Raw genomic sequence first — 15862 nt, forward strand, 5'->3', positions numbered from 1 at the left:
TGCTATTGCTGCAAAGCACAAGAGACGCTATTCTTACCAACTTACTTTGAATTTTGACTTACAAACTATGGATAACAGTTATAAACCCCAAGAAATTGAAGAACAGGTTCAACAGTTTTGGCTTAAAAAACAATTGTTTCATGTTACCGAAGATTTGAATAAAGAAAAATTTTACTGCTTGTCCATGTTTCCTTACCCTAGTGGTTCTCTCCATATGGGACACGTACGAAACTATACAATTGGTGATGTTATTTCTCGCTACCAGCGAGCGCTTGGTAAAAATGTTTTGCAACCCATAGGATGGGATGCATTTGGTTTACCTGCTGAAAATGCGGCAATCAAGCATGGGATTCATCCAGCTGTTTGGACAAAACAAAACATTGCCGCAATGAAAGAGCAATTTTTGAAATTAGGAAATGCTTATGACTGGAAACGGGAAATCGCCACGTGTGATCCCGATTATTACCGCTGGGAACAATGGTTTTTCATTAAACTCTACGAAAAAGGACTGGTTTATAAAAAAAATGCCATTGTAAACTGGGATCCTGTTGATCAAACGGTTTTGGCTAATGAGCAAGTTGTTGAAGGCCGCGGATGGCGTTCCGGCGCCTTGGTAGAACACAAAGAAATTTCACAATGGTTCATAAAAATTACCGCTTACGCCGATGAATTATTAAATGATCTTGATACTTTGGAACAATGGCCTGCGCAAGTCAGGCAAATGCAGCGAAACTGGATTGGACGTTCTGAAGGCACTGAAATTTATTTTAAAGTTCCTGACTACCCAAAACGACTTAAAATTTATACTACGCGTCCAGACACCATCATGGGTGCCACCTATTTGGCCGTAGCACCTGATCACCCTCTTGCTAAACAAGCCGCCTTACAGAACAAAGAAGTGCAAGAATTTCTTGATAGCTGCCAAGGAGTCCGCATGGCCGAGGCAGAAATTGCCACCATGGAAAAACGCGGTATAAATAGTGGCATGATAGCAATTCATCCAATAAGCGGAAAAGAAATTCCCATATGGATAGCTAATTTTGTTCTTATGCAATATGGTTCTGGTGCTGTTATGGCTGTACCTGCTCATGATCAGCGTGATTGGGAATTTGCAGCTAAATACAAACTGCCTATGCAGGAAGTGATTCAGCCGGAAGGCGTGCGGGCACATAATTTAAAAAATTCAGCATTCACCGAAGAAGGCATTTTAATCAACTCTGGTGAATTCAACGGATTATCTTCGTCAGAAGCTAAAACAATCATCACTGCATGGTTGGAAAAGTATGAAGCAGGCAGAGAAAAAGTAAATTATCGTCTTCGTGACTGGGGTGTATCACGACAACGTTATTGGGGTACTCCTATTCCCATGATCAATTGCGATATATGTGGTGTCGTACCTGTGCCAGAAGACCAATTGCCAGTTGTCTTGCCTGAAAATATTGAATTTACTGGAAATGGATCACCCTTAGCGCAATGCAGCGAATTCATTCATACCAGCTGCCCAAAATGCGGACAAGATGCTTTGCGAGAAACGGATACATTTGATACATTTGTTGAATCTTCATGGTATTACGCCCGTTTTGCCTGCAAAGGACAAGAAAATGCAATGCTGGATGACCGAGCGAAATACTGGACACCAGTTGATCAATACATTGGCGGCATTGAACACGCGGTCATGCATTTGCTTTATGCGCGCTTTTTTCACAAGTTAATGCGTGATGAAGGTTTGGTTAATTCGGATGAACCTTTTAAAGCGTTATTAAGTCAGGGAATGGTTCTGCGAGACGGGCATAAAATGTCAAAATCTCTAGGAAATATTGTTGATCCCAATCGTTTGATTGAAACTTATGGAGCAGACACTGCACGTTTATTTGTGATGTTCGCTGCTCCCCCTGAGCAATCTTTAGAATGGTCCGATTCTGGCGTAGAAGGGTCACATCGATTTTTAAAGCGTCTTTGGGCTTTTGCGTATCAATACCACCAACTGATGATAGAAATTAACGAATTAATTTTAGACGGAAATAATACTATCAATTGGCTGAATTGTGACAACCGCCTGCGAAAATCACGTTTAATGGTTCATCAAATTTTAGCTCAAATTAATCAGGACTATGAGCGACATCAGTTCAATACCGTCGTTTCAGGTTGTATGAAGTTATTCAATGAACTGTCTTCTTATAAAGTTGAAACAGAAGAAGATAAATATTTTCTGCACTCTGGTATGAGCATTCTTCTTCGACTTCTAGCACCTGTTACCCCTCATATCTGTCATCATCTCTGGCAACAATTAGGGTTTGAAAAAATCATTATTGACGCCCCATGGCCTAAAGTTGATAAAAGTGCATTAAAAACAGATGAAGTTGAATTTATTGTACAAATTAATGGCAAACTCAGGGGGCAATTTACAGCGCCCATTGATGCTTCAGAAGAGTCATTAATTGAATTGGCAAAAGCTAATGTTTCTTCTTTTCTTGATGGAAAATCCATTAATAAGACAATTGTTGTTCCCCATCGCCAGCTCATCAATCTTGTGGTCAACTGATGAAGTTATTTGTGAAATGGGGCTATCTATCTTGTATGCTTTTATTAACAGGCTGTGGATTTCACCTGCGTGGCGCAGTTGATATGCCAAGTTGGCTCGATCGCGTTGCGATTATTAATCAAAGCGGTCACCAGGAATTAGAACACGTTTTAGAAGAACAATTACAGGCTTATCATGTGTATGTGAGTTCCGATCCTTCTTTGGCAAACTATTGGTTATTCCTGCAGAATGAGTCCTTTCAGCAGCAAATTACCAGTGTTAGCTCCAGTACGACTCCTCGTCAATATCAGCTAATCTACACAGTACAATTTAAACTGCAAAGAGCAAAAGGCAAAGTAATTATCCCATCAAATCAGCTCGTTATTACTCGACAACTAACGGTGAATAGTGACAGAATATTAGGCTCGGATGAAGAAGAAGCTATTATTAAAAAGGAAATGCGCCGTGATGCAACTTTGCAAATGCTATATCGATTAAGCCGCTATCAAGAATGAAAGTGCATGACCAAAGTCGAGTGAGCTTACAACACGTATAAAGCTTAGCTGGTGGCTATGCTCTCTCAGTCATCTAAAAGTAAAAGTATCATTCTTATTAAGGAAACATAGAAATGAAATATATAAGCTTGCTCATGTGTCTGGCTACCACGTCCATTTCTGCCGCCATCCCTCCTGGACAATGGCAATGTTTTGCTTTTGATTCTAAAGAACGCAGCTATCAAGGCTTAGGCGATACCTTACAACAGGCAATGCAAGCTGCAGAAATGCAATGTAAAAGCAAATCCGCTCAATCTCATTGCAAAACAGCCCAATCGTATTGTGAACAAGGTCCTCTCTCATTAATTGAAAATCGTTGTTTAGTCACTGACAATAATGGGCGGTCATGGAACGCAACAGGTAGGGATGCCTGCAAAACTGCACTGTCTTTGTGTACAGAATGGCAATTTCTACATGGTAAAACCAGTCAATGCACCGTAAAACATCGTTAATATGCTCATTAAATATCAAGCATTATCAACTGCTTTAAAAAACAATCTGCATGCTGTCAATATTTTAATTGGACACGATTCTTACTTACTCAATGATGCAGCACTACAGATTAAAAAAGCATGGCAAAAACACACTGAAACGGATGAGAAGACGCTTCATATCAACACAATGTCCGACTGGACTTTGCTGCTGGAAGAAGCGAATAGTTATTCTCTTTTTGCCAAGCAGACGCTTCTTAATGTCTATCTGGATAAAAAAACCATTGAAAAAGCGGGTAAAGAAGCACTAAAACATTACGTATCAAATATCAATCCTCGCTGCTTAATTATCCTGAGAGCACCACAAGTTCCTACGAAACAATTAAAATGGTTAACTGCTTATGATAACGTCATGATAGTACAAGTATTCCCATTGACCGCCGCCGCGTTACAAAGCTGGATTGCTTTCCAGCTTAATAACTACACACTTCACTATGAACCTCAAATACCGGCTTTAATTCATCAATACACGCAAGGAAATATGCTTGCTTGTGCCCAAGTGATTGAGAAGCTTGTGTTAGTACATGTGGGGAATGAAGTGCTGACCGAAGCGCATGTCATGCCCCATTTAACAGACCAATGCGACTATCAATTGTATGAATTAGCAGATGCCTGCTTAACCGCCCAGATAGAAAAAGCCATCCATCTTTTGCGCCAAGCCTACTATAATCGCCAAGAACCTACCTTAATCTTATGGTTGATGACGCAAGAAATTCGACAACTGATTCAATTATCATATAAGATGCAACAATCTGTATCTTTTAGTGCAGCGTGTAGCCAATTAAACATCTGGCCACAACGCACCAAATTATATCAAACAGCCTCAACACGTTTTTCTCTAAATAAATTGTATCAATTATTGCGTTTAAGTAAGCAGCTTGATGAACAAATTAAGTCCAATCAAAGCAATCAAATCTGGCATGGGTTGGAACGCTTAGCCATCCTGTTTTGCGTAACATAAGCTCTCACGAAGAGTGGGCAGAATCTGGATTTTACACGCCATTCGATTGTTTTTAGGATTGTATTGTCTTATGATCTCAATTGGTTAAGTTTTACCTATCTAGGTTAAATCATATACCATAAATCTTGCTAAATTTAACTATATATAACCGAGAATTGTTTTGTCTAAATTATATTATGTTTTGCACACCATTGTTTTTCTTGCTTTGACAAGCATAAGTTTCGCTCAAAACAGGCAAATCGCTATTACCATGGATGACTTGCCCTTTGTTGGCGAAAGTAAAAACTTTCATTTAAACATGATTATTGAATCGTTTAAAGAAAATGAAGTCCCTGCTACCGGCTTTATTATTGCAGGAAATGTTAAGCCGGAACACTGGGTAATGCTGCGTAAATTCCGTGACGCAGGATTAGGATTAGGAAATCATACCTCGTCGCACATTAATTTAAATAAGGTGGATGCCGATGTTTATATCCAAGACGTTGATGAAGCAGACAAGCTATTAGAACCCATACTCAGTGAACCCAAATATTTTCGTTATCCTTATTTGGAAATGGGAACTAACAGCAAAAAGAAAAAAGTATTACAGTATCTTGCTGCAAAAAATTATCAAATTGCTCCGGTCACTATAGACAGTAAAGATTTTATTTTCAATCAGCTTCTATTAGCAGTGCCTGAAAATAACCGACGATCATTTATGACTGTATTAAAGCCAGCCTATCTTGATTTTCTGTGGCAACAGACGATTAAAGCAGAGGAACGTCATCGCACATCACGGAAATCGGAGCAACCGCAAATACTGCTTATTCATGCTAATTTGCTGAACGCGTACACCTTGCCAGATATCATTGCAATGTATCGCCAACATGGTTATCGCTTTGTAACTTTAGATGAGGCTTTAAAAAGTAAAACGGGGCATTCTACTTTCCCCTTTGGGCGAAAAGCAGATGCCAAAATTGAATCCTTTATGGCATGGGATTAGGTACAAAATGCGTCATTTAATTATATATGGTGGAAGTTTTGATCCCCCCCATAATGGTCATTTAAAAACAGCTATTGCTGTACAAAATGAGTTTCATTTTGATCGGTTTTTATTTTTACCTTGTAAAATACCCGTGCTAAAAGAAGTAACCATGGCCTCATGCGCCCAGCGTATTAGCATGTTACGTTTGGCACTGCTTCCTTATCGAAAATTTGATGTTGATACGCGAGAAATTGAACGTCATGCCCCATCCTATATGGTGAATACCTTAGAAAGTTTTCGCCAAGAAGTCGGTGAAAAAACCCCAATAACCCTCCTGATGGGGCTAGATGCTTTTCTTCATCTACCAAAGTGGCATCAATGGCGACAATTATTAGAACTCAGCCATATTCTAGTTATCGAACGTCCTGGCACGAATCCATTAAATATCCCCCAATCATTAAAAACGCTGTTATCGCATAGAGAAACCACAGAAAAAAATAGCCTCCTGACAGAAGCGAATGGAAAAATAGTCCGTTATGATGCTGGTCAATATGACATTTCTTCTTCGTGGTTGCGACAACAGATAAAAACCGGAATGGATGTTCACCACTATTTACCTCCAGCGGTATATCATTACATCAAGGAGCAGGGTCTATATCAATAATCATTTCATTTTTATCATAAACTTTAACCTGTTTTACAAAATCAGGCATAAAACCAGACAGCCAATTAACCACTGGATCAAATTTAGCATATAAATGGGATTGCTGACTGTACTCTTGATAAGGAAGTGACGTTAATTTGACGACTAGCATGATCAAGGCGACGATGAAAATGCCACGAACAAACCCAAATCCTATCCCCAATATCCGATCAGTCCCGCTTAATCCTGATTTGGTTAATATAAAACCCAGCAAGGCATTAAATAATCCACCAACAATTAAAGTGGTTAACAAAACAGCAATAAAAGCAACAGCAGTCCGTGCTGTACTATCTTGCAAATAAGGTTGAAGCCAAGGATCCAGTATATAGGAATAATGAAAAGCAAGCCAAATAGCAAGCACCCAAACGCTTAATGCGATGAGTTCCTTGATAAAGCCACGACATAGTCCAGTAATGACAGACACGCCAATGATAATTAAAATAAAATAATCTACCCAATGCCAGGCCATACCTAGCTCACTCCCGTTTTAACAACAAAACCATTTAATTGTATTTGTTCTGCCAATTGCTTTTGTAAATTTTTTGCTTCTTCCTTATGACTGACCTCACCAACCATTACTTTGTAAAAATCACCTTTTTGGTTGCTTGATTTTGTATAGCTGGCTTTATACCCTTTATTCCGTAATTTTGATACTAGGGATACAGCATTACTTTTGACGGAGAAATAACCGATTTGCACTGAATAAGTATTTTTGCTATTGGTTCCTGATAAAGTCAGGTTCTCTTTGGATTGAGTGGCCAGTTTTACTGTTTTCTTATTGCCTTCTTCAACCATTTTCTTTTCAGTTGTTTGCTGCAAAGCACTATCCTTAATGTTTGCTTGTTTTGCCATCATATCTGCCTGGTTGGCCGCTATGTTTGTCGGGAGATTCTTGCGAAGATCAATCGCCGTGATCTTACTTAATGGCTCAGCTTTCACTGAATGTACGGGTGGTGCAAGTTCCCTGACCTCAGTTATATCAACATGAGCCACTTTGATGGATTGAAACATTGATTTTTCTTCCGATTTCACAACATCGGGCAATGACGGTTTCGCAGGAAGCCGCACGGATAAATTAATTCTCTCATCTAAGTGCTCATTAGACTTTTTCAGAATGGCTGGTAAAAACACAATGGTAATTGACAGTATCACCACAACACCTACTAAGCGATGTTTACGGCGTTCATCCAGCACAACCTTCATTTGTTTTCTCCTGCTTTATAAGAGCCTATTGTAGCTATTTACCACGTTCACCGAAAAGCTATATTTGGCGCATCTTGAATAATTTTGTCAATAATAGAACTGACAGTAATTTTTTTTTATCAAATAGAGAAAAATAACACATTTTGAGTTTTTTTAGTAGACCTAGCCATCTCGGCAATGATACTTTGCAGATAATATGGCATGAACTGTTAAAAATGACCCATAAACGATAATTACATCGTTCGACTCTGCTTGCTTGCATGCGCCACGATAAGCATCCAAAGGATTTTCAAAACATGGTGGTTCATCGTGAATTGCTTCTCTAAAGGCCTTCATTAAAGTCGATTTTGTAGCTGCACGCTTTCCCGTCAGTAAAGCTGGATACCAAAAATCAACACAAGAACTCATAGGCTTAATTAAACCGCAAAGATCTTTGTCTTGCAACGCTGAAAAGACCGCATAAACATTTTTTTTAGTTTGAAACTGGTGAATAAAATCAACCAGCGATGCTACAGCCTGAGGATTATGTGCCACATCTAAAATCGTAATCACATTCTCATGAATGACGTGCTGCCGGCCTGCAATCCTAACATTCTGCACCGCCTGATAAAGACACGCAAATTTCACAGGAAGAACATGATTTAAAACATCACTGGCCATAAGAGCGGCCGCAGCCGCTTTATGATTAATGGATGGACAAGGTAATTCAATCGTTTTCCCATTAGGAAAAACCATACGAAAGCATGCATTAGATGTATTAAAGAAATAATCCTTATCCATGCAATACATTGGCGCATCCAGCCGCATGGATTCATTGATTATACTTAAAGGAGGATTGGAGTCTGCATAAACAAATGGTTTATTTGCTCTTAAAATACCAGCTTTTTCATAGCCGATTGCTTCTTTACTATTTCCCAGATGTTCCTGATGATCAAGATCAATCGTTGTAATGATTGCTAAATCAGCATCAATAATATTCGTTGCATCCTGACGTCCACCCATGCCAACTTCCAGGATGATTATATCAAGCTTAAGTGGTTTAAAATACCACAATGCAGCCAATGTCACCATTTCAAAATAAGTCAGTTCTATTTCTCCGCGAATTTCTTCGATCGCGGCAAAGGCAGAGCAGAGGCTTTCATTAGAGATAGATTGTTGATTAACCTGAATACGCTCATTAAATTTCAGCAAATGCGGTGAAGTATAACATCCAACCTGATATCCTGCCGTTTGGTAAATTGCTGCAAGTGCCGCTACCGTAGAACCTTTACCATTGGTACCAGCAACAGTGATGATCTGTGCATCGAAGGTTATAAGGTTCAATCGATTTGCTACAACCCGGATGCGTGATAAACCCAATTGAATTTCTTTGCGATGACGATTCTCGAGAAAATACAACCATTCATCAAGGGTAAATTGATGGTACGTAGACATTAAATCAATCTTGTAAAGACTTATATTGCGTTAGTTTATCAACCAACTCCGCGATCGTAGGACGTAAAAATTTTCGCTCAACGATCATATCAATATGACCATGCTCCAATAAAAACTCACTTCTTTGAAATCCTTCAGGGAGGGTTTGTCGCACCGTCTGCTCGATGACTCTGGGGCCAGCAAAACCAATGAGCGCTTTTGGTTCTGCAATAATGACATCACCAAGGCTAGCAAAACTGGCAGAAACACCACCCATCGTCGGGTCAGTTAAGACAATAATGAATGGCAATCCGGTTTTTGCATAGTGAGCAAGTGCTGCGGAAGTTTTGGCCATTTGCATCAATGAAAATAAACCTTCCTGCATTCTGGCCCCACCACTGGCTGTAAAACAGATATAAGCACACTTTGCCGAGGTTGCGGCCTGAATAGCACGAACAAATTTTTCACCAACCGTCGCCCCCATCGAACCACCCATAAAATTAAATTCAAATGCGCTCGCAACAACCAGGCGTCCTTCTAAACCACCCTTAAGCACAATCAAAGCCTCTTTTTCTCCTGTAGCCCTCTGTGCCTGAGTAATACGATCTTTGTATTTTTTAGAATCTCTAAATTTTAAACGATCTATGGGTTCAAGATCCGCAGAAATTTCTTCATGACCATCTGCATCAAGAAATTGAGTGAGGCGCTCACGAGCAGATAAACGATGATGATGATTGCATTTCGGGCAAACAGAAAGATTTTTTATTAACTCAGTGCGATACAGCACCTCATTACATCCTTGACATTTAATCCATATACCTTCGGGAACACCTTTCTTTTGTGAAGTTTCTGTTCTGATTTTTGAAGGCAACAGTTTCTTTAGCCAACTCATAAAATTAATCCGTATTAGTCAAAATACACATTAGGTGCCATTCAGAGCACACTAAATCAAGAAAATAAATCGAATAGCAAGCTTATTATAAATTTGCACGTCATTTAAAGCCAATAAACTTTTTGCAACTCGCTGCTCATTTTAGAAGATTATAAAAGCGATACAACGATTATATTAAGTTTTTAATAAAATAGCCGTTATCTATCATATAAGATGAATAAATTATCAGCAGTGAGGTTGTCATGAAAACATTTGTGATAATAATAACCGCTGTATTCCTATTAATGACGCAAACCGTTTTCTCAAAACAACGTTATGGGGAATCATTATGCAATTCTCCAGATTATTTTTGTATTCACGTCAAACAAGGCGAAAGCTGGGAAAGCATTTTTCCCAATATCGAAGAACGCGATATTGTTAGACGTATTAACCGCATGAACATTTCTTTAAGAAAAGGCATGGTCATTGCCATCCCTAAAAATATTGAACGCTTAACGATCTATGATGTGTCACCTTTCCCTCGTTATATTGAATCCGATGGTGAAAAAACCATTTACGTCAGTCAAAAACAACTGGCCTGGGGAGCTTACGATGAAGCTGGAGAATTGGTATGGTGGGGCCCCATTTCATCAGGGACTGGCCATTGTTCACCAAGAGACAATTATTGTCAAACGCCTCCTGGTTCATTCCGAATTATTCGTAAACAAGATATTGATTGTATTTCAACAGCATTCCCAAGACGGGCTGATGGCAATAATGGTGGCGCTGAAATGCCCTATTGCATGCATTTTTTTCGTGGATTTGCATTACATGGTAGTGATACAGTACCAGGCTACCGTGCCAGCCATGGCTGTGTGCGGATGTTCATTGAGGACGCCCGTTGGCTTAACGAGGAATTTATTGACCTTCCTGGCTACGGTGTGAAGGGAACTCGAGTCATCATAGATTCTGTTGAAGGTTAAACCAAATAATACTGTTTTGCAGTGTTTAGTAGCCTGAAATTTGAGTCAAGCTCTATGACCGTAGACTCATAACGTTTCATTCATTTCATCCTCATCTCTATCGTCAGGGTTATCAGAGGCAGTATCTCTGTTCGTTACTGATTTATTTTTTCTGCTGCTAAAAATGCTTTCAGTATTCGGATACACATGCTCTATTTCACGCTCTAAGTCTTTTCCCACAGGAATGGCGACATCGTCCGAGGTAACCATTGGTTTCATCTCCATTTGGGCCGTAGGTTCGGGCTCGGGTTCGGGTGCTGGCTTTGCCGTTGAATGTTCTTGCAGCTGTTCACTGACTATTTCTTCATCCATAATAACTTTTGCCGTACTACTCAATTGCATACGTGCATGGTCTTGTAAAGAAATCTCATCAATTAACTTATTATCTTCTGTCATTTGTTGTTGAATGCCTTGCTCTGTTTGTTGCCATTCCGTTTTCTGTTTATGCATCTTATAACCCAAAAAACTCGTTGTAAGTGCTGCAATCGCCAACGAAGCGACAGCAATGACTATCACTGCAACAAGCGGTACGCCGACAAAGGGTAAAGCAACCGCTAACGCTGCGATTCCTAAGACAAGTCCCGTCAATGACGCAGCCATCCCAAGTCTTTTAACCCATTTTTTTTCGTTCGATTGTTTTTTTTCTTGTAATTGTTGTTTCGCAAGAAAATCAGGCATACCCAATTTATCCGCCAATTCTTGCAAATGAGCCTTGGTTTGCTCGTTTTCTTGGCGGCTTCCAATAGGTACAGTACGAGCGTCCAGATAAAACTTCGCACCTTTATTAGAAAAATCAATGGTGCCATAACCAACCACGATACTACCAACAATAATACCGGGAATAGCCACTACCGGAAATGCCAACGCCAAAACTGCTGCACCAACCGTTAACAAGACGCCAAGACCAACCCAGCCAATACTTTTTATCAATTTGGAACGGCTTTTAGATTCTTCAAGATAAGCCAAGCGAGTCTCGTTTAATAATTTTATATTTTCCTCAACAAGCGCTAGAGAAGATAAACTATCCAATTTTTTTTCATGGATTTCTTTCAGTATGTCCGCCATAATCTGCGTCTTCTGTTGCTCAAAATCACTTTCAGACGACTGTTGTAATGTGTGCAGCCGAGTTGCCCAAGCATCATACTCAGGGTACGTCTTACACCATTCTGGCAAAGTATTTAAACATTGCTCTCTTTTCTCGTAATCAATTTCATTTAATGCCCGAAGAATACTTCGCATGAAGCGATAATGGCTCAGCGCTGCCTCCGCTTCTTTATCTTGTAAGCCAAATTTTTCTTTTAATTGCCCAACCAATTTTTTCAGGCGTTCGGATTGCAAACTAAATACTTCTTTATTTTCTGCATGCAACATACCCTTTATGCTGTCATCAACCGCTCTCATGATCTCTGTTTGAATCCTAACAGCCTGTTCGCTGTTAGGGAAACGGCTTTCAAAATCAGCGAACATCGCTTGCAGTTGGTGTTTAATAATTAACGAGCTGGTCAATTCTCGTTCGAGAGCCATTTGATTGAACTGTTGGATTTTAGAATTTAAATCACTCACCATGTCGCTGTTTCCTTTAAAAACAAATTACTGTAACACTGAAAAAGCACCGGTAACGCCATTTTTTACCAATATCATCTTTAAATCATCGGCCATTTTTTTGTTCGCAAATGGTCCTGCTTTTACTAGGTAATAAAGCTGGTATGGTTCAATAAAAACAGGTGATGGCGTTAATTTTGCTAATTTATTCTGTAATGACTGCGCGTAATCCCTAGAGGAAAAAGCGCCGGCTTGCAGATAATAATGCGCCACCTGCCCCTTTGGTCCATTGGTTGTTAACGCTTCAATTTCAACGGGCGCCGTACCTTCAGGTAATAAACCCAACTTCACAGCCGCGCCATAGGATAAATCGATCAATCTGTCGGCGTGAAAGGGCCCTCTATCATTGACTTTAACAATGGCTTCCCGCCCATTTTTTAAATTTTTAACTTTTACATACGTTGGTAACGGTAATGTTTTATGAGCAGCCGTCAATCCATACAAATCATAATCTTCACCACTTGATGTTCGTTTGCGATGAAATTTAGTCCCATACCAAGAAGCCAAGCCACGAGCTCGATAGCCACTTGCTGTCGTCATCACCTCATAAGTTCGGCCATTTACCTCATAGGCTCCCCGATTTCCATAACGACTCAATGGCTCTGTTGTTGGTTTTACTTCAGCAAACGACACAGGAAGAGGACCAGCAGGAGGTCCATCACGATTCTCATTCATGTCTTTATGAGTTATCTTTTCAATGGTGTGCTTATGTGAACCATCAGAAAGTTTACTCGGATTATTTTTCTTCTGCAGTACTGCCTCGACGTCCCTTGTCATCATTTTTTGTTGACAGCCCGTTAGTAACACCATCATGAACAATAATAAAAGCCTCATCATTTAACTCTGCCTACGATTAATTATAGCGCTTATTAGCGCAACAGCTCTTTACCTAACCATACTATATACCTGCGCGCAATAAAAAAGCGAGGGACACAAAAGCACATTTGAACTAAGAAATATTAGGAATGCCCTAACGTTATTTTAGGAAATAAAAAAACAAACATATTATCAAAAATAATCTCTTAAATTTATTCAATAAGACAGATATTCACCTCAAGCAACCATTTATTTTGCCCCAATGGCTTGTTTTTTGTTTCTTACGAAATTTTAGTAAGATTCTCTATTCAAAAATGCAATTTTGTCATTTGGTTGGGAGCTCAAGGCTGTGATAAGATGATCCCATTTTTTAATCTTGGGTAACGACATGAGCAAACCATCTCTTTTTCTAATAAAAACCGTATTGTTCATCCACTTATTAATCTACTCTGCTATTTTTTATGCTAATCCTCCTTTATCGCAAGGATTAACTCAGCCCGATACCAATGCCGTTCACAACAGCCCTCTTATTACCCCTGCTCCGCCTACCTTGAACGCCAAGGCTTACATTCTTATTGATGTTAACAGTGGAAAAATTCTGGCTGAAAAAAACAGTGAAGAAAAACTGCCACCGGCCAGTTTAACAAAAATGATGACGCTTTATGTTATCTCAAATGCATTACGCAACGGGCAAATTCATCTTAAAGATAATGTACGCATCAGTGAGCAGGCATGGAAAACGGGTGGTTCTCGCATGTTTGTTAAAGAAGGGCAGCAAGTCAGTGTTGGCGATCTCATAAAAGGAATTATTGTCGATTCTGGCAATGACGCTTGTGTTGCCATGGCTGAGTACTTAGGGGGTAGCGAACAGGCATTCGCTGATATTATGAATCATCAAGCGAACAACTTAGGAATGAAAAACAGCCACTTCACTGATAGTACCGGCCTGCCTGATAAAGAGCTTTACACCACTGCGAAAGATTTAGCGATACTTGGTCGAGCTATTGTGAATGACTTTCCACAATATTATCACTTATACAGGCAGAAATGGTTTACGTTCAATGGAATCCGCCAACCAAATCGCAACCGGCTTTTGTGGCGAGACAATCAAGTTGATGGAATCAAAACAGGCCATACAAATGAGGCAGGTTATTGCCTGGTTTCATCGGCAAAGCGTAACAACATGCGCCTGCTCGCTGTTGTACTTGGCTCACCGAATGAAAAATCAAGGGCAGATGACAGTGAACGTTTGCTCAATTATGGATTTCGTTTCTATGAAACACATACCTTATATCAAGCTGGCAAGAGAATTGCAGAGCTTCCTTTATACAAAGGGAAAACCGATAAAGTTACTGTTGGTCTCCTAAAAGATCAATTTGTTACCATCCCAGAAGGTCAATATCAGCGCTTAAGTGTCAATACTCGCATTCCAAAACATTTACAAGCCCCAATCAAAAAAGGCGACGAAGTTGGTGAATTGTTAGTTCAATTTGATGATAAAATCATTGTTACCCAGCCTCTGTATGCCCTGCAAACAGTCCCTAAAGGCGGCTTTTTTACACGTGTAAAAGACAGCGTACGCTTAACGTTTAAACGTTGGTTTGGTTCCTAATTGATACGTGCACTTATTATGGAACCAATCGTCTATATCAATGAGGAATATGTCACTGCTTCCAAGGCAAAAATTTCTGTTTTTGATCGTGGTTTTCTCTTTGGAGACAGTGTTTATGAAGTTATCCCTGTTTACCAGGGAAAAGTATATTTCTTTGCAAGGCATATGGCTCGCCTTGCATTAAGCTTAAAAAATATAAAAATGACCATGCCTTCTATAGATTGGCAAATGATTTTTCAAGAGCTGATTAAACGGAATGGCTCAGGTGATATGCAAATCTATTTACAAATTACCCGTGGTAATCAGGGAAAGCGCCATCATGATTTACCAAAAAATCCAGCACCTACCATTATCGCTTTTACTTTACATGTGCCCTATCCGACTTACGCTGAGAAAAAGGTTGGTATACACGCTTATTTAGTCAATGACATTCGCTGGCTAAGATGCAATATTAAAACCACTTCAATGCTTGCCAACATACTTCTCAATGATGAAGCAGTTTCAGCCGGTGCTCAAACTGCAATTCTTACACGCGATGGCTTTGTTACAGAAGGTAGCACCAGTAATGTTTTTATCGTTGATGCTGATGGCACTATTTGTACTCCTCTCAAAAATAACCTGTGTCTTCCCGGCATTACTCGTGAAATAGTGATAGAATTAATCACTGAATTAAACTGGCCATTAGCAGAAAAAATAATAAGTGAAGACAATCTACTTAATGCCCAAGAGGTCTGGTTGACCAGTACAACGAAAGAAATTTTTCCTATAACCCGCATAAACAACAAAACCATAGGAAGCGGATATGGAGGAAAATACTGGCAACAATTAGAAGCAAAATTCCAGCAATTAATAAAGCAAAACCATGAAGAAAGATAAAACGCTCCTACAATTTCCATGTGATTTTCCTATTAAAGTCATTGGAATCAATAAAGAAATGTTCGTTTCTGAAATAATCACTATCGCCCGAAAACACTTTCCAGCCCTTGAGAATAAATCCATCAGCACTCAACCCAGCCAACAAGGAAACTATCTTTCCATAACGATTATTGTTTATGCACAGGATCAAATTACCCTGGACGCACTTTATATGGAATTAACTCGTCATCCTGATATTAAAATGGTGTTGTAA

16 protein-coding genes are annotated in these 15862 nt (G+C 39.5%); 10 read left to right on the forward strand and 6 right to left on the reverse strand.

Features of this window, described 5'->3' with window-relative positions:
• The first annotated feature begins 67 nt into the window (after window positions 1-67).
• The 6 genes from leuS (at window position 68) to nadD (ending at window position 6155) form a co-directional block, all read left to right on the forward strand.
• Complete coding sequence (gene leuS / locus E1O52_RS03475) at window positions 68-2542, forward strand: leucine--tRNA ligase (protein ID WP_133127486.1); 2475 nt, start codon at window positions 68-70, stop codon at window positions 2540-2542.
• Window positions 2542-3036: an LPS-assembly lipoprotein LptE gene (locus E1O52_RS03480; RefSeq protein WP_133127317.1), complete on the forward strand. Its 495-nt coding sequence runs from the start codon at window positions 2542-2544 to the stop codon at window positions 3034-3036. Before leuS ends, E1O52_RS03480 begins: the two co-directional genes overlap by 1 nt.
• Before the next feature lie 113 nt (window positions 3037-3149).
• Entirely contained in the window at window positions 3150-3527 is a 378-nt protein-coding gene (locus E1O52_RS03485; RefSeq protein WP_133127318.1) for a hypothetical protein, read from the forward strand.
• A 1-nt stretch (window position 3528) separates the two neighbouring features.
• Entirely contained in the window at window positions 3529-4527 is a 999-nt protein-coding gene (gene holA, locus E1O52_RS03490; RefSeq protein ID WP_133127319.1) for a DNA polymerase III subunit delta, read from the forward strand.
• Between the two features lie 160 nt (window positions 4528-4687).
• Window positions 4688-5509 carry a polysaccharide deacetylase family protein gene (locus tag E1O52_RS03495; protein ID WP_242602143.1) on the forward strand — a complete coding sequence of 274 codons (822 nt, stop codon included), beginning with the start codon at window positions 4688-4690 and terminating at the stop codon, window positions 5507-5509.
• Between the two features lie 7 nt (window positions 5510-5516).
• Complete coding sequence (nadD, locus tag E1O52_RS03500; protein ID WP_165474692.1) at window positions 5517-6155, forward strand: nicotinate-nucleotide adenylyltransferase; 639 nt, start codon at window positions 5517-5519, stop codon at window positions 6153-6155.
• On the opposite strand, the gene E1O52_RS03505 is transcribed toward nadD, so the two are convergent.
• The 4 genes from E1O52_RS03505 to accD all read right to left on the reverse strand — a co-directional run bounded on the left by E1O52_RS03505 (window position 6130) and on the right by accD (window position 9702).
• A complete protein-coding gene (locus E1O52_RS03505) occupies window positions 6130-6663 on the reverse strand; it encodes a CvpA family protein (RefSeq protein WP_133127321.1) in 534 nt (177 codons plus the stop codon). The genes nadD and E1O52_RS03505 overlap by 26 nt on opposite strands.
• 2 nt (window positions 6664-6665) lie before the next feature.
• Entirely contained in the window at window positions 6666-7397 is a 732-nt protein-coding gene (locus tag E1O52_RS03510; protein ID WP_133127322.1) for an SPOR domain-containing protein, read from the reverse strand.
• A 162-nt stretch (window positions 7398-7559) separates the two neighbouring features.
• Window positions 7560-8831, reverse strand: a complete 1272-nt coding sequence (folC, locus tag E1O52_RS03515; protein WP_133127323.1) for a bifunctional tetrahydrofolate synthase/dihydrofolate synthase — start codon at window positions 8829-8831, stop codon at window positions 7560-7562.
• Window positions 8832-8835: 4 nt separating this feature from the next.
• Window positions 8836-9702: an acetyl-CoA carboxylase, carboxyltransferase subunit beta gene (accD, locus tag E1O52_RS03520; RefSeq protein WP_133127324.1), complete on the reverse strand. Its 867-nt coding sequence runs from the start codon at window positions 9700-9702 to the stop codon at window positions 8836-8838.
• Between the two features lie 242 nt (window positions 9703-9944).
• Here accD and E1O52_RS03525 point away from each other — a divergent pair, with 242 nt between their 5' ends.
• Window positions 9945-10664 (forward strand): L,D-transpeptidase, encoded by a 720-nt coding sequence (locus tag E1O52_RS03525; RefSeq protein ID WP_133127325.1) that lies wholly within the window; start codon window positions 9945-9947, stop codon window positions 10662-10664.
• A 66-nt stretch (window positions 10665-10730) separates the two neighbouring features.
• Here E1O52_RS03525 and E1O52_RS03530 read toward each other — a convergent pair whose 3' ends face one another.
• Both E1O52_RS03530 and E1O52_RS03535 read right to left on the reverse strand, forming a co-directional pair.
• Window positions 10731-12269 (reverse strand): phage holin family protein, encoded by a 1539-nt coding sequence (locus E1O52_RS03530; RefSeq protein ID WP_133127326.1) that lies wholly within the window; start codon window positions 12267-12269, stop codon window positions 10731-10733.
• 24 nt (window positions 12270-12293) lie between these two features.
• The gene (locus tag E1O52_RS03535) at window positions 12294-13142 is read right to left on the reverse strand and encodes a septal ring lytic transglycosylase RlpA family protein (protein WP_423202705.1); all 849 of its coding nucleotides are present in this window, start codon (window positions 13140-13142) and stop codon (window positions 12294-12296) included.
• A 367-nt stretch (window positions 13143-13509) separates the two neighbouring features.
• Between E1O52_RS03535 and E1O52_RS03540 the strand changes: the two genes are divergently transcribed.
• The 3 genes from E1O52_RS03540 to E1O52_RS03550 are packed head-to-tail and all read left to right on the forward strand — an operon-like array spanning window position 13510 to window position 15862.
• Window positions 13510-14733, forward strand: a complete 1224-nt coding sequence (locus E1O52_RS03540) for a D-alanyl-D-alanine carboxypeptidase family protein (RefSeq protein ID WP_133127327.1) — start codon at window positions 13510-13512, stop codon at window positions 14731-14733.
• An 18-nt stretch (window positions 14734-14751) separates the two neighbouring features.
• Window positions 14752-15609 carry a D-amino acid aminotransferase gene (locus E1O52_RS03545; RefSeq protein ID WP_133127328.1) on the forward strand — a complete coding sequence of 286 codons (858 nt, stop codon included), beginning with the start codon at window positions 14752-14754 and terminating at the stop codon, window positions 15607-15609.
• Window positions 15596-15862 (forward strand): HP0495 family protein, encoded by a 267-nt coding sequence (locus E1O52_RS03550; RefSeq protein WP_133127329.1) that lies wholly within the window; start codon window positions 15596-15598, stop codon window positions 15860-15862. Before E1O52_RS03545 ends, E1O52_RS03550 begins: the two co-directional genes overlap by 14 nt.

Origin of the sequence: Legionella nagasakiensis (assembly GCF_900639915.1) — a bacterium.
Taxonomy (GTDB): Bacteria; Pseudomonadota; Gammaproteobacteria; order Legionellales; family Legionellaceae; genus Legionella_A; species Legionella_A nagasakiensis.